Source organism: Archangium minus, assembly GCF_044360475.1.
GTDB lineage: Bacteria > Myxococcota > Myxococcia > Myxococcales > Myxococcaceae > Archangium > Archangium minus.
Window position 1 is genome coordinate 8,176,391 of record NZ_CP043494.1, and the last position, 14,441, is coordinate 8,190,831.

At 67.6% G+C, this 14,441-nt stretch carries 7 protein-coding genes; 4 read left to right on the top strand and 3 right to left on the bottom strand.

Annotation, left to right across the window (positions count from 1 at the left end):
• Positions 1-31 precede the first annotated feature (31 nt).
• Positions 32-904 carry an SDR family oxidoreductase gene (locus tag F0U60_RS33165; protein WP_395805957.1) on the bottom strand — a complete coding sequence of 291 codons (873 nt, stop codon included), beginning with the start codon at positions 902-904 and terminating at the stop codon, positions 32-34.
• A 124-nt stretch (positions 905-1,028) separates the two neighbouring features.
• Here F0U60_RS33165 and F0U60_RS33170 point away from each other — a divergent pair, with 124 nt between their 5' ends.
• The 3 genes from F0U60_RS33170 (at position 1,029) to F0U60_RS33180 (ending at position 3,682) form a co-directional block, all read left to right on the top strand.
• Positions 1,029-1,751 carry a TetR/AcrR family transcriptional regulator gene (locus F0U60_RS33170; RefSeq protein ID WP_395805959.1) on the top strand — a complete coding sequence of 241 codons (723 nt, stop codon included), beginning with the start codon at positions 1,029-1,031 and terminating at the stop codon, positions 1,749-1,751.
• Positions 1,752-2,044: 293 nt separating this feature from the next.
• A complete protein-coding gene (locus F0U60_RS33175) occupies positions 2,045-2,788 on the top strand; it encodes a hypothetical protein (protein WP_395805961.1) in 744 nt (247 codons plus the stop codon).
• 87 nt (positions 2,789-2,875) lie between these two features.
• Positions 2,876-3,682 carry a hypothetical protein gene (locus F0U60_RS33180; protein WP_395805963.1) on the top strand — a complete coding sequence of 269 codons (807 nt, stop codon included), beginning with the start codon at positions 2,876-2,878 and terminating at the stop codon, positions 3,680-3,682.
• Positions 3,683-4,089: 407 nt separating this feature from the next.
• Here F0U60_RS33180 and F0U60_RS33185 read toward each other — a convergent pair whose 3' ends face one another.
• Positions 4,090-5,172: an MBL fold metallo-hydrolase gene (locus F0U60_RS33185; RefSeq protein ID WP_395805965.1), complete on the bottom strand. Its 1,083-nt coding sequence runs from the start codon at positions 5,170-5,172 to the stop codon at positions 4,090-4,092.
• A gap of 398 nt (positions 5,173-5,570) precedes the next feature.
• On the opposite strand from F0U60_RS33185, the gene F0U60_RS33190 reads away from it, so the two are divergent.
• Positions 5,571-9,038 carry a VIT domain-containing protein gene (locus F0U60_RS33190; RefSeq protein ID WP_395805967.1) on the top strand — a complete coding sequence of 1,156 codons (3,468 nt, stop codon included), beginning with the start codon at positions 5,571-5,573 and terminating at the stop codon, positions 9,036-9,038.
• Positions 9,039-9,087: 49 nt separating this feature from the next.
• Here the strand turns inward: F0U60_RS33190 and F0U60_RS33195 are convergent, their stop codons facing one another.
• Positions 9,088-14,361 (bottom strand): AAA family ATPase, encoded by a 5,274-nt coding sequence (locus F0U60_RS33195; protein ID WP_395805969.1) that lies wholly within the window; start codon positions 14,359-14,361, stop codon positions 9,088-9,090.
• Positions 14,362-14,441 lie beyond the last annotated feature (80 nt).

Below are 14,441 nucleotides of genomic sequence, written 5' to 3' on the forward strand. Positions count from 1 at the left end.
TCGAGGCGCGGTGTCCGGCGCGCATCACCTGCTAAGCCGCTCGGCTCAGCTTCTCGGCAATCACCTCGCGCATGCTCGTCGGTGCACGCCCGAGCAACTTCTGCAGCGTGGAATCGACGGCCGCGAACTCGCCGTTGCGGCTCGCGAGGTAGAGGCCAAGCGAGATGGCGACCACGGGCGCGGGCATTCCGGACGCCGTGAGCTTCGCGCGCATCTCCTCTTCCGACACAAGGCTTCGACGAATCGGATGTCCGAGGACGCTCGACGCGATGTCGCACAGCTCTCCGAAGTCGAGCGCCTGCCCGGCCGTGAGCGGCGGCGTCGGCCCGTCGTACTGCCCCTCGTTCGCCAGAATGACCGCGGCCGCCTCCGCCAGGTCTGAGTGCGTGGTCCAGGAGACCTTTCCGTCCGCGGGCGCCTCGAGGACTCCCGCCTTCAAGCCCCGCTCCAGCAGGAACATTCCACTCGCGGCGTAGAAACCGTTGCGAAGCGCGGTCCACGCCAGGCCGGACTCGCCCAGCATCTGCTCCGTCGCCGCATGGTCGAGCATCGGCGGAAACGCCGACGAACGGCTCGCGGCCATGTGGCTCGTGTAGACGATGCGCCGCGCGCCGGCAGAACGTGCGGCGTCAATGGCGGAGCGATGTTGGGCGAGGGGCTCGCCACCATGCGCAGCCGCATTCGACGAGACGAGCAGGACCTGGGACGCGCCTTCGAAGGCGTGCGCGAGGCTCTTCGGCTCCGTGAAGTCGCCTCTGCGCACTCGGACGCCGCGTGCCGCCAGCTCCTCGGCCTTCTGCACTTCCCGGACACTGACGGCGACCCGGTCCACCGGGACGCGGGTGACAAGTTTCTCCACGATGAGACGGCCGAGCTGCCCTGTCGCTCCGGTCACGACGATCATTGAACGCCCCTTGTGTTAACACTGGTAACGCCACCTCGTTACCATCGATAACGTAACCAGCATTAACACCGTTATCAAGCCTTCGTTATCGCCGTTACAGCCAGGGCGTGCTATCTCCATCCCCATGGAGGACCGCGAGAAGTTCGCCGCCGAAGATGCCGAGAGCCCTGATGTGCGAGCGCGCATCATCGAGGCCGCCGCGGAGCTCATCTCCTCCGGAGGTCCCGATGCCGCGACCACGCGGGCCGTGGCCGCCGCCGCCGGTGTGCAGGCGCCGACCATCTACCGGCTCTTCGGCGACAAGCGCGGCCTCCTCTCGGCCGTCATCGAGCACGTGCTGAAGAGCTACGTGTCGAAGAAGGCCGCGCTCACGCCGCACCCCGACCCGCTTCAGGACTTTCGCGATGGCTGGGACATGCACGTCGCGTTCGGCCTGAGCCATCCCGGGCTGTTCGCGATCATGAGCAGCGATCCGCATCCGGCTCGGCAGCCTGCTGCCGTCGGCGACGGGGAAGATGTGCTGCGGCGGCGCATCCTGAACATCGCGCTCGCGGGCCGACTGCGGGTCAGTGAGGAGCGGGCGCTCGGCCTCGTCACGGCGATGGGCACCGGCGCCGTGCTCACACTCCTGCGCCAGCCCGAAGGGCAACGCGACCTCGGACTCGCCGATGCCGCGCGCGAGGCGGTCGTGGCCGCGATCACGAGCGAGGCGGCGACACCCGCGAACGCGGATGTCCACGCGGTGGCCGCGGCGCTGCGCGCCTCCCTGGACCGGATCACGGTGCTCACCCAGGGCGAGCGCTTGCTGCTGAGCGAGCTGCTCGAGCGCATCGCAAACGCCAGGTGACGGGTTCCCGGCCAACAGCAGCAGGGGTCAGGGCGGGGAACTGAACGGGACGAGACGGGGAATGATCCGGTGTGAGCTCAAGGCGTTAGCCAGTAACGGCGCGACCTGCTTGTTGTTTTGCTCTCGCCTTGCTGCGGGTTCGATTCCCGCCGCCTCCATGCAGAGCAACGAGGATCCGAAAACGTGCTCGGACGGAAGTCCCTGCCGGACGAGGCCCACAGTCGTCATCGGCATGTCAGCTCCTCATGGTCCGCTCCTCAACCGTGCACCGCACCGGAGGGAGCATGTTGGACATGAAAAGAAGTGGAAGCAGGACGAGGAGCACCTTGGGGCTCGCGGGTTTTCTCCTGGTGCTCGTGGCGGCCCTCGGTGCTCAGGCAGAGCCGCCCTCCTCCACGCTCCCTGGCCGTCAGCGGGACTCCAGGGAGCCCTGGGGCGCTTTTCTTGGCAAGGCCGCACATTACGCCATTGGCAGGGAGTACAGTGTGCAGCATCCATCCAGCGTTGTCTTCCTCAACACCGCCAGCCTCTTCAGAATTGTCGAGGAGGGGAAGTTGGGAGATCCAAAGCGTCTCTCGGAGCTCGTGAGGCGCTTGCGCCCGGACATCACCGATACCCGCCTCCTCGTGCTGTTCGAGCTCAAGCCGGACAACGAGGAGTCACGCGGGGAGGGGAGAGAACAGGCGGGGCGTTACCTGGCGGCGCTCAATGAGGTTGTCGAGCCGGACAAGAAGCTCACGGGAGGCACCGGCTTCGAGGGGTCGCTCTTCCTCGAATTCGAGAACGGGGGAGCACTCTGGCAGTTGTCCTGGCGCACGCCAGAGCCCGGAGTGACGCTGTACCGCTGGAGCTACCGGCGCAAGCAACCCAATGCCACCTGGAAGGAACGGGCGGCCCAGAAGGCAGACGAGTTGCCCAGGGAAGAAATAGAACAGCGCGGTGAGTTGGCCGAGCAGGCGATCCGGGCTGCGTATGAAGGGAGCGAACGGCCCAAGGGCTTCCAGGGCCAGGTCTATCTGCCTGGGGACTGCCGCTGAGCGGGCGGGAGGCACCCGCCGCCCTCGGAGAGAGCGAAGTGCCTGGCGCTTGAGGCGCGTCTGCCCGCTGTAGTAGGGCGAAAGGCCATGACCCCGGAACCCTCCCCGGTGCTCGAGTTTCCAGCGTGGCTCTACGACACCACCGCCGCCATCCTCCGCAAGGTGAGAGCCGAGGGCCGCTGGTGGGCCCGGAGGTACCTCAAGACCGGTGCCTTTCCCCAGCCCCGGCAGATGCGCCAGGTACAGCCCGGCGAGGTGCTGGTGATGCACTCGGGAGCCGAAGGATTCGATTGGAACCGCCCGCGCTGGCGGGTGCACCTGCTCGCCGAGGTCTTCATGAACTTGGATGAAGGCGTCCCGGAGGGGGAGCACCAGCGCGTGAGGGAGGCCTTCGAGTCCTTCTGCCTGAGCACCCCGTGGGGGGCCCTCTACCATGCCGTGTCCCCTCCCCCCTTACGGAGTGCGGAGCGCATGGCGAAGCGCCTCGCCTCGCTGCTCCGCTTCTGGGATGTGCTCCAGGGCCCTCGCTATGTGTACAGGTTGCCCGGCACCCACCACACCCTCGACGGCCTCATGGAGTACATCTACCGCAAGAGCCTGGAGGCCTGGTGCCCCGGAGGCCCGGCCTCAGTCCGCGAGCACATGGCCCTGACGGTGGAGCGCATGTCTCGTGCTACCCGAGAGGATTGCGAGGAGGCCGTGCTCCGGGTGATTCCCTTCCTGGTGGAGGGGGACAACGACTTGAAGCACCACGAGGTGCTCTGCGACCCGAGCTTCCTGCGCGAGCGCCTCTGTGCGCTTCCCCTGAAGGATTTCGAGGATTTTTCCAGCGCCTACAAATACACAGTGGCCGTACAGTTGGCTGCCTGGGACAGGGAATTGGGGCGGCATTAGCATCGGACAAGGCCCACGGTCGTCATCGGCCTGCTGGGCACCACGCTGGACTACGTGGGCAAGGACTCCCCACCAGCCCCACCCCATCGCGAGTCCATCCTCAACCGCGCCTGGTCACGGCTCGGGAGCGACGGGTTCGATTCCCGCCGCCTCCACTCTGTATCTCCCGGACAGGATTCAGCGTTCCGGAAGACTGTAGCAAGGGATGTAGCAAAGCCCCGGTCGCCAGCTGGCGAGCTGGGGTTCTCTTTTTCGGCCGAGGCCGCGAGGAGCGGTGCCCTGTCCTTCTTCGACTCCGCCACCATTGCTGCCAATGGCGGTGGGTTTGCCTCTTCCGGTCGCACCTCCGCCCCCTCCCGAGACCCTCTCCTTCCCCCGCCCTTGCTTTGGGCACACACCGGCCCATCTCATGGCTTTGACACCAACGTCGGAATCGATGCGAAGCTCCGCGGATCATGCGCGACGACGATGGTCATCTCCGGGTATCGCGCTGATATCGCGGCCATCTGCGCGAGGTTCTCACGAACGAGCCGAGGCTCGACATCTGCGAGGCGCTGCGTGAGCGGGCGCTCCTCCTGCTCGGTGACGCCCTCCAATTGCCAGGCGAGGTCTCCGATAAAGGCGTAGCGCTTGTTGTCCGGAAGCGTCACGAAGACAATCACTGAGCCCGGCGTATGGCCGGGCGCCGGGACGATCACCACCGTGCCATCTCCGTAGACATCATGGCTCTCCGCGAAGCCGAGATAGGGGTGCGCATCGAATCGATACTCTTCGAAATGCAGCGACTTGATGCTTCTTGCCGGGGCCGTGGTGAAGTCTTCACCTTGTGCGAAGCTTCGTTCCGCGGGAGGTATCCAGACAGGCACTTCGGGAAAATCCACGGCGCCGCTGATGTGGTCCCAGTGGGAGTGGGTCAAAAGGATCGCGCGCAGCCGGGTCAGGTCATACCCGCTCGATTGGAGTTGCTCGCGCGCGGTCTTGTTCATCGAGTATCGTGTCAGGAGCCGAAAGAAGAGAGGCATCGTCGCGAGGTGCTGAGCGATATCCCGACCGAACCCGGTGTCGATCAAGAGATCACCCTTGGGGTGCTTGATCAGGGTCGCGGTCATGGAGAACTCTCGCGGCTCGAAGAGAGAGCCACCGCGATACCCAAAGGACGCGCTGCGGTAGGTGGCGCCGGTCGGAAGCTGGGCAATCGACATCTCGGAAGGCGCGGAAGCCGGCGGGAGCGCGCCGATCTCGAAGGTCTTCGATACGGAGAACGGCGACGCACGATAGGTAGACAAGAGCCCCAGCGGCAGCAGATAGAGCGAGAGAGAGAGCGCTCGCAGGGGACGAGAGAACGAGCGCAGAAAAGAAAAGCCAGCGACGCAGGCACTGCCAATCAGAGCGCCAGGAACGACCAGCCATGAGGTCGGCCCGTGAGCGCTCAAGAACAAAATCCATACTGCGAGCAGGACCGGCGCGACGCACGTAAGGAGCCATTTCATCGGGGATTGCCTGGAGCCTCGGCGCATAGGTGGAGGCGATGCGCTGCTCTCGCGAGCGGTCGGAGAGGTCGTCCACGTGGAGCGCGGGTCCGAAGACATGAACAACTTTGTCCCGGTTGCCCCGCGCGAGCCTAGGAAAAAGGAGACCGGTTGAAGGGGCGGGCTGGAGCGCAGGGGCCGAGGAGGGCCGCTGACGGGCCCGCTCGAGCAGTGCGCCCCCGTCCTTGCCTCGCGGTCAGGACGTTTTGCCCACGTTCGCGGAAGAACCCGGTGCGGTTGGCACCGTGACGCGAGCAGGGAACCCGCATGACTCAACCATGACACCCGGGCGGGGATGGAAATGATTTGCTTCCGCTCACATGTCCCTTCCGCGCGCTTTCCTTTCCGGACTCCTGTTGGTGGCACTCGCGTTCGTGGGCTGCATGCGTGGCGCCACGACTCCGCCCATTCCCGAGGACACGGCCCCGCCCGCTCCCCTGGCGCAGTCGCCTGAGCCCGTTCCAGAACCCGAGCCCGTCCCGGCCGACATGCCTCCGCTCCCGGTGCCCGCGAATGTCCCCGCCTCCTTCGCCGATGCGGGCCTCATCGCGCCCACCACCGCGCCGGGTCTGCCCGACACGGGGACGGTGGACATCGCGGCGCTGCGTGATGCCGTCGCCGACCCGAAGCCCATTCCCGAGGCGTTGGTCCGGCGGTGGGAGGCGCGAGACCGGGTGCGCGAAGATGACGTCGAAGGCGGCGTGGCGGGGGGCGTCATCGGAGGAGTGGTAGGGGGTGTGCTGGGAGGCGTGGTGGGAGGAGCCTCTGAGTCAGCGGGAGCACCGTTGATGCCCGCTCCTGCTTCCGAGTGGGAGGCGGCCGAAGAAGAGCCGGAGGCGAGGGCACCCTCCGAACAGACGAAGCCTGGCGAGCCCCAGGCGCCCCGGCCGTTGCTGCCCAAGGTGGAGTCCGCACCCCGCATGGCCAAGGTGCTGGTGCAGGACGAGCAGGGCCGATACCAGCCGCTGACGGCCCGCGCGGTACGCGTGGTGACGTACATCCAGGGCGCTCGTGCACGCACGGTCGTGGACTACCTTTTCGAGAACGACACCTCCCGCGCCCTGGAGGGCACTTTCTATTACCCACTGCCGGGCGGGGCGACGGTGGCGGGCTTCGCGCTGTACTCGGGCGCGGTGGCGGTGGACTCGCCCTCGCTCTTCCAGTCCGCGGAGCTGCTGCCCCCGTTAGGGGACTCGGGCACGGCGGAGGCGTTGGTGGCGGCGGCCCCTCCGAGCCCTGGGAACGCGAAGCACTCGTGGGGCCAGCCGCAGGAAGCCCGGGTCGTCGAGCACAAGCGCGCCCGTGAGGTGTACGAGGACGTGGTGCGTCAGAACGTGGACCCGGCGCTGCTGGAGTGGGCGGGCGCCTCCACCTTCAGCGCTCGCGTCTTCCCCCTGCCGCCGAAGTCCCTCAAGCGCGTGGTGCTCGCCTACGAGCAGACGCTCCTCTTCGATGGTCAGAACCTGCGCTACACGTGGCCCCTGCCGCCCGGCGCGGGCCGCTCGCTCCAGGTGTCGGCGCGCATCCACGTGGACCCGAGGCACGCACGCGAGATGACGGTCCTGCCCGCGGCGGGGAGACCGCGAGACCTGGGCCCTTGGCGGGTGTGGGACTGGCCGCGGTTGACGGGGGATGGGGCACTGCAGGTGGCCCTCGCGCCGTTGCGCTCGGACGCGGACGTGCTGGTGGGCTCGGACCCCGCGGGGTTGCCCGGGCAGGCCTTCTTCGCGCGGGTGCGGATGCCCTCGAGCTTCATCGCGGGGGAAGGCGCCGCGCCCACCGGGCGGGCGGTTCTGGTGGTGGACACCTCGCTCTCGGCGGAGGACGGCAACGCGTGGGCCCTGCAGGGCGCACTGCTGCGGGCACTGTTGGAGAGGGACGACAGTCTCACCGAGTACGCGGTGCTCCTCTTCGATGTACGGCCGCGCTGGCTGCATGGCCCTGGATTCCGGCGCAATACGCCCGAGGCGCGCCGGGAGACCCTGGGCGAGCTGGAGCGGGTCTTCCTCGAAGGCGCTTCGCATGTGGATGGGATGCTGGGCGAGCTGGACCGCGCGAGCCGCGACTGGCTGAAGCCGGCGGCGGGCGGCGGCCGGGTGACGGCCTTCCTGCTCTCGGACGGCAACGTCACCTGGGGACGCGGGCAGGTGGAAGCGCTCATCTCGCACCACCCCGTTGCGGACACACTTCGGTGGGTGAGCTACCGCTTCGGCGAATCGGCGGTGAACACGGAGTTCTTCGACGCGCTGGCCCGGGCGAGCGGCGGCCGGGTGGTGAGCGTGCTCTCCGGCTCGCAGGTGCCGGCGGCGGCACGTGCGCACCGGGCGCCCTCGGCGATGTTGGCCCGGGTGGAGGTGCGGGGCGCGAAGGTGAAGGACCAGGTGGTGGCGGGCCGGCCCCACCTCGTCTTCCCGGGACAGGAATTGCTGGTGGCCGGGCGGCTGGTGGACGAGGGCAACGCGGAGTTGGCGGTCATGGTGCGCTCGGAGGGCCAGGAGCGGACCCTGCGGGTGCCGCTGCCACGCGACCGGGACAGTGCCTTCGCACCGCGGGCCTGGGCGGAGGGATGGGTGGCCCGGCTGGTGGCCCTGGAGGACCCGCGGGTGGACCGGATGGTGGTGGCGCTCAGTCAGCACTACCGGTTGGCCAACGCGCGCGCCTCCATGCTGGTGCTGGAGTCGGAGGGGGACTACGTGCGCTACGCGGTACGCGACGAGCAGGTGGACCTCTCCGAGCTGGAGGCGCTGCGGCGGCGCGAGCAGGACCAGTCGCGTGAACGGTTGATGGGGCTGGCGCTGGACGGCGTGCCGGACTCGGGTCGCGCGGTGCTGCGGGTGCTGGGCGCGAAGCAGGCGGAGCTCGGTTCGCGGCTGAAGGCCCAACCCCTGCGGGACGAGCCCTACGCGGGTGGAGAGGAGCGGCTCCAGGCGGAGCTGGAGTACCGGAGGGCGCGGCGAGCCAACAAGGACGATGTGATGGTGTACGAGGCGGTGGCTCGCAAGCGGGCCTTCGCGGGAGACACGTGGGGCGCGGTGCGGGCCCTCTCGTCACCCGTGGAGCTGCGGCCGAAGGACCCCGAGGCCCTGCGGATGGTGGGTTATGGGCTGCTGGCGCTCGGCCAGTACACAGCCGCCACGGAGCTCTTCGAGCTCGTGCGGCTCAACCGCCCCTTCGAGCCGCAGGCGTACCTGGAAGAGGCCCTGGCCCTGGACGCGGCGGGACGGCCCGCGGAGGCGGCGCGTGACTGGGAGCTCATCCTGGCTCGGGACTGGGCCCGGCATGAGAGCCAGACCCGGACGGTGGCGGCGTACCACTATGCCCGGATGCTGATGGCGCTGGCGAAGCAGGCCCGGCTCTCGGGGGCGGAGGTAGAGACGCTGGAGGCCCGGCGGCGCGAGCTGGCGAAGCTCGCGGGACAGGGGCCCATCGACTACCAGCTCACCCTGCATTGGAACTCGGACTCGACGGACATCGACCTGTGGGTGGTGGAGCCGAACGGCGAGCGGTGCTCCTACCGGCGGATGCGAACGCGGCTGGGGGGCGAGCTCCACTGGGACACCACGGATGGACTGGGACCCGAGCTGTACCACGCGCGCAAGGCCGCACGCGGCTCGTACCAGGTGGCGGTGCATTACTTCGGCAACAACTCGGCACGCTACGTGGTCCCCACGGCGCTCCTGCTGGTGACGGACCGGGGAGTCTTCTCGCGCGATGACGGGTACCAGCGGCAGTTCCAGCTGCGCATCCTGCCGAGGGCCGAAGCCGCACTGTTCCTGCGCGGCGAGGAGGTGATGACGGGGACGCGGGCGGCGAAGGCCGGAAAATGAGGGAAGAGGAGCAGAAGCACGCCGCCGGTCCGAGGTAGGGCGGCCCGCGTCAGGCATTGGAGCTCACCAGTGGTAGATCCAGGGTGAACACAGCGCCCCGGCCCGGTCCCTCACTCTTCGCCAGGATGGAACCGCCCAGGGCCTTCGCCGTGAGGATGCTGCAGTGCAGGCCGAAGCCGTGCCCTTCCTCCTTGGTGGTGAAGCCGGGGCGGAAGATCATCTCCAGGTTCTCCGGCGCAATCCCCACCCCGTTGTCTTCCACGACGATCCGCAGCAGTTGCTCGCCACTTTTCTCGAGCTTGAGCCGGAGCCACTTCTCCTCCTGCCCGCTCTCACTCAGCGCACTCGCGGCGTTGCTGATGAGGTGGGTCAGGATCTGCACCACCTTGCTCCGCTGGAGGAACAGGGCCGGCAGGGCTTGGTACTCCTTGATGATCCGCACCCGCAGCGGCTCCAGGACGGGGGTGTTCATCCGCAGGGAGTCTTCCAGCAGATCCTCCAGGTGGATCCATTCCGGCGCCTCCGAGACCCCGACGTAGGCCTGCTGTGTCCGCACCACCTCGTTGAGGTACTCCACGCTCGCCATCATCGAGCCCACCTCGCCTAGCGTGAACTCCAGATCCTGATGCATCGCCGCCGCCAGCCTGGAGAGGTAGACGGGCAGCCCGCTGCCAGCCGCGTCCTTCACCAGGAACTCCCCGAGATCCTGCTGGTGCGCCTGCAGGAGCGCCGCGGTCTGCGCCAGCTTCGGCACGCGGAACTGCCGCAGCTTGGAGGCCACGATTCCCGCCGAGGTGTTGATGTTGTTGAGGATGTTCCCCGCGTTGTGCAGCACCTCCGCGGCGATCTCGGCCTTTCCAGCGCGCCGCGCGGTATCCAGGAGCTCCGCCTGGGCACGCCGGAGCTCGCGCGCCCGCTCTTCGACACGCTGCTCGAGCTCGTCGTGCGATCGCCGCAGCGCCTCCTGGGCCTGCTGCACGCTTGCATAGAGCCGCGCGTTTGCCAGCGAGATCGAGGCCTGCGACGCCAGAACCTCGAGGACCGCGAGCCGGCTCGGGGTGAACACGCCTGCGGCCAGCCTGTTCTCGACGTAGAGGACGCCCACCAGCTTCGCCTGGCCCATCACCGGCATGCACAGGATCGACCGAGGCTTCGCCCGGACCACGTACTCGTCCGAGGCGAACCTGCCGTCGGTCCCCGCGTCCTCGAGGATGAGACTCTCGAGCGAGCGTTTGACGTAGTGCACGATGGAATGCGGTAGGCGCGCCGACGCCTCGAGCGGCACCGGCTCGGCGTCGACCTTGATCCCCTCGCGGTTGACCTCCGCCCCCGCTTCGATAAACAGGGTGTCGTCACGGGTCAGGAGGAGATACCCCCGCTCCGCCCCCGCACTCTCGATGAGGATGCGCATCAACGTCTTCAACAGGCCCGCGAGGACGATCTCCTTGGAGATCGCCTGCTGCGCCTTCACCACCGTCATCACGTCGAACGCCTCGTCCGTGGTCACGCTGGTGCTGGTGGTGGTTCCGGACCTGATCAGGCGCGGGTACCTCATGTCGAGCAGCTTCACCTTGCCGTGCGCACCCCATTGCAGGTAGGCGCGCCGGGCCTCGCGCAGGTACGTGTCGGCGACGGTCTCGACTCCGCGGGCTCGATAGAACGCCGACGCAACCTCGTACGCGAGCGCCTCGCACTGGGTGAAGCCATTCTGGCGAGCCCGGGAGATGGCCTCTTCATACCGCCGCATCGCCTCTTCGGTGTTCCCCCGGAGCCGGGCGAGCTCCGCGGAGATGAGCGCATACGCATGGCCAAAGTTCGCGGGGCCTGTCTCCGCCCACTCCTGGAGCACCGCATGGTCGGCCTCGATCTGACGGAGGTACTCCTGCTGCTCCGCGGGCGTGACCGCGTCGTAGTGCCGGGCCTGCGCGAGCGCCGCGTGATAGTGGTACTCCGCAACGCCCGCCTGGCCGGCGTAGGAGAAGAGGAACGCTCTGCCCTTCAGGGCCATCTCCACGGCCCCCCGAGCGTCTCCGTAGATGAGCGCGCAGAGCAGCCGGTACCTGTAGAACATGAACGCAATGAAGGGGATGGCGCGCAGCCCGGTCACGCTGTCCGGTGCAACCGGTGGGGCCTCTGTCCTCTGCTGCAGACACTCCACCACCTCGCGGAGATCCGCGATGGCCAACCACACCGCGTCGTTTCTCGTGCGGTGGAGGAAGTCCAGGAAGGTCTCGGCCTCGGAGGAGACGTCTTCGAGGTGGTCTCCCATCATGAACCGGAACACCACGAGGTTCATGATGGAATAGGAGGCGAAGGTGAGCTCACCGGTCTGGCGTGCGGCGGACCAGCTCTCCCGGAACAGCGGAAGCACCGCCCGGAGGTGCTGGATCCGGTGGTTGATGAAGCCTCCGATGACGAGGCACACCTTCGCCCTGCTCCCGACGATGCCTCGCCTGTCCATCAGGTCGACCGCGAGCGCACCGAGGCGGACCGCCTCGCGCCACTTCTTGAGGACATGGCCCATGGCCTGCCCGAAGACGACGTAGCCCATGACGGAGACGTCCGCGTTTCCGTAACGGAGGCTGGCACTGACCATCTGGCAGGCGAGCAGATCGTGCAGATCCGGGTTGATGAAGTACGCAGGTGGCAGGACGGCCGCGAAGAGCGCCAGGAGCGACCTCTGGTCCGGGTCCGTCATCGGCGCCAGCTCCAGGAGCGACTCGAGCTTGCGTTGCTCCAGCTCCTCCCAGAGGGCCTGCACCGTGGCTCTGAGCTCTTCGGGGTTGGGCCGCAGGGGCAGCTCGAGCCCGAACCGCCGCGCACAGGAGAGCGCCGCCTCGACGGCCTGGGGGAACTCGCCTCGGGTCCCGTGGAGGTCCACCTTCAAGCGGTGCACATCCGCCTGCTCGGCCCGGGTGCGGGCGCGCGTGATGAGGGCGGTGATCCTCGCCTCCGCCGCCCCAAGCTGCCCGCTGATCAGCTCGCACTGGGCCCGCTGGAAGGTGAGCTCGTAGGTCAGCTCATAGTGGGACTCCCACCCGTCTTGGCCCACGAGGTCACAACCGGTAGCAAGGTAGCGCAACGCAGCCGCATGGGCCGCCGACCGAATCGCGCTCTTGCCTGCCGCCAGGTTGAGCCGCGCCAGCTCGATCGTCTCGTCTCTGTCGTCGATCAGCGCCGCCGCGAGGTTGAGGTGGTTGACGAGCTCGAACACCGCCGACAGCCGGCGTGCGCGCAGCATCCGTCCGATCCGCAGGTGCAGCGCGATGCGCTGAGCCTCTGGGGTGAGGAGATAGGCGGCCTGCTGGATGCGATCATGCAGGAACCTGTACCCGTGCTCAGAGCGGAGGATCAGTCGCTCCTTGATGGCTCCGAGGAGCCTCGCTTCGAGCTCCTCGAGGGAGCTCTGCACCAGCTCGGAGACGTCCTCGGCATCGAAGGTGTTGCCGATACATGCGGCAACCTCGAGTGCGTCCTGGGTGGAGGATGGGAGTTCCCTCAGCTTCGCGACCATCAGATCGACCACGTTGTCGGTGAAGCCCTGGGCCTGGATCTGCGCGAGATCCCAGCACCACCCGCGCGCCGCCGTGTCGAACTGAAGGAGCTTCTCCCGGTGGAGGGTGCTGAGGAACTGGGTGAGGAAGAACGGGTTGCCTCCGGTCTTCTCAAGGAGCAGGTCAGCGAGCGGCAGCACCCGCGCCTCGTCCGTGTGCAGCGTGTCCGCAAGCAGGCGCTGGGTGTGTTCGCGCCCCAGCGGCGAGAGCACGATCGAGGCGATAGGGACCATCACCCGGCGCAGCGAGTCGAGCGTCACCATCAGCGGATGGGAGGGGGGCACCTCATTGTCGCGGTAGGCGCCAATCACGAACAGGCAGCCTGCCTCCGGGTCGGGGATGACGTGCTGGAGGAGGGCGAGGGTTGCCGGATCCACCCACTGGAGATCATCGAGGAACAGGACGAGCGGGCGCTTGTCCAGGCTGAGCGCGCCGAAGAAGCGGGTGAAGACCTCGTGGAGCCGGTTCAGCGACTCGGCCGGGCCCAGCTCCTCCACCGGAGCCTGCTTTCCGATGATGAGCTCGAGCTGGGGGAGCATGTCGACCACGAGCTGGCCGTTCACGCCGAGCGCTCGCTGGATGCGCTCCTTCCATGCGGCGATCTCCGCTTCCCCTTCGGCCAGGATCTGCTGAAGGCACTGCCGGAGGGCGGACACCAGGGTGGAATAGGGACCCCCGGTGTTGAGCTGATCGAACTTGCCGGACGCGAACAAGCCGCGCTCGCGCACCAGCGGCCCGAAGACCTCTCTCACCAGCGACGACTTGCCGACGCCCGAGTACCCCGAGATGAGCACCAGCGCGCAGCGTCCCGCTTTGACGCCCTGCTCGAACGCGCCGAGGAGCGCCGCCACGTCGTCCTCACGGCCGTAGAGCTTCTCGGGGATGCGAAACCCATCCAACGCATCCGCGGAGCCGAGCGGGAATGGCGCGAGAGCCGCACCCGAGTCCCAGCGCGCGGCGCACTGCTCCAGATCCGCCTTCAGTCCCTCCGCGCTCTGATACCGATCCTCGGGGGCCTTCGCTATCAGCCGGGCCACGAGCCGCGAGAGGGCCACCGGCACGCTCGGGTTCAACTCGCTCACCGGCCGGGGAACCACCGCCAGGTGACAGTGGAACCACCCGAGCACGTCCTCCGCCGAGAACGGAGGCACTCCCGCCAGCATCTCGTAGAACGTGATGCCCAGCGAGTACAGGTCCGAGCGGTGATCCACCACGCGATTCATCCGGCCTGTCTGCTCGGGCGACAGGTACGCGAAAGTCCCCTCTATCGTGCTCGCGGGGCGGAAGGACGGATGCTCGAGGGGGAGGGCCGACGCGATTCCGAAGTCCGCGATCTTCACCACGCCTGTCGCATCGTTCACGATGATGTTGGCTGGCTTGATATCGAGGTGAACGATCTCGCGGCGGTGGACTTCGGCGAGGGCGGAGGCCATCGAGATCGCGAGCCGCAGGAAGGAGCGGATCTCGATCGGGCCAGAGAGCAGCCGATTGAGCGAGTGACCCTGGAAGTCCTCCAGGACCAGGGCCGCGGTACCCGGCAACTGAAGCAGCTCCAGGGCCTCCACGACATGAGGCGAACCCTGGCACTTTCGGAGCAGCCCGAGCTCGCGCTCCAGCCGCGCGATCCCTCGCGAGTCCACGTGTGCCATGTCTGGCATCTTGATGACGACCGAACGTCCGTCCGCCTGTCGCAACGCCCGAAACAGCGTGTGCTTCGCCCCTTGGTGGAGCACCTCCAGGACCGAGTAGTTCGGGATTGTCGGCAACATTTGTGAACGAGAAGGCTAGGCGGTCTGCCACCATTTCGTCACCTGAGGCGAGGTGAGGACGCTCAGCAGGAGCCAGACGA

Bases quoted from the DNA above. Each gene is read 5' to 3' on its own strand.
- F0U60_RS33165 (WP_395805957.1), bottom strand. From the start codon at position 904: ATGATCGTCGTGACCGGAGCGACAGGGCAGCTCGGCCGTCTCATCGTG.
- F0U60_RS33170 (WP_395805959.1), top strand. From the start codon at position 1,029: ATGGAGGACCGCGAGAAGTTCGCCGCCGAAGATGCCGAGAGCCCTGAT.
- F0U60_RS33175 (WP_395805961.1), top strand. From the start codon at position 2,045: ATGAAAAGAAGTGGAAGCAGGACGAGGAGCACCTTGGGGCTCGCGGGT.
- F0U60_RS33180 (WP_395805963.1), top strand. From the start codon at position 2,876: ATGACCCCGGAACCCTCCCCGGTGCTCGAGTTTCCAGCGTGGCTCTAC.
- F0U60_RS33185 (WP_395805965.1), bottom strand. From the start codon at position 5,172: ATGAAATGGCTCCTTACGTGCGTCGCGCCGGTCCTGCTCGCAGTATGG.
- F0U60_RS33195 (WP_395805969.1), bottom strand. From the start codon at position 14,361: ATGTTGCCGACAATCCCGAACTACTCGGTCCTGGAGGTGCTCCACCAA.